The sequence below is a fragment of the Streptomyces sp. URMC 124 genome (genome assembly GCF_051386455.1).
Lineage (GTDB): Bacteria > Actinomycetota > Actinomycetes > Streptomycetales > Streptomycetaceae > Streptomyces.
This window is the reverse complement of sequence record NZ_JBPQTS010000375.1, coordinates 1-385: the sequence shown is the minus strand read 5'-3', so window position 1 is coordinate 385 and position 385 is coordinate 1. Positions and strand designations below refer to the sequence as shown.

The 385-nt window shown below is 49.6% G+C and carries 1 protein-coding gene; it reads left to right on the top strand.

All coding sequences use genetic code 11. From position 1 onward, the window contains the following. On the top strand, window positions 1-385 hold a 385-nt coding region (locus tag ACSNOG_RS33005; protein ID WP_436756362.1), incomplete at both ends, for a transposase.

Below are 385 nucleotides of genomic sequence, written 5' to 3'. Positions count from 1 at the left end.
ATTCTCCCGGAATCTGTTAGAAAGTTGCCGGTCGAGCTTGCAATCATAGATCAATTACTGGACGACGACCGTTTTCTTCAACCGTTTACTGAGTTGCACCCGAAAGGCAAGAAAAGCGGCCGTCCTACGCTTGCAATTGAAAAGTACATCCGTCTTATGATCCTGAAGCATAAATACAATTTGGGCTACGAGTCACTCGTGAAGGAAGTCGGTGACAGCATCACATGGCGAATGTTCTGCCGGTTTGCCATCGACGAACCGATGCCCGACCCGTCTACGCTCATCTATGCCCGCAAACGCTACGGCGACAAGATCGTCGAAGACATCAATGCCGCACTCGTAAAGCAGTGTGAGGAAAAAGCCGTTCTGAAAACCCGCAAATTGC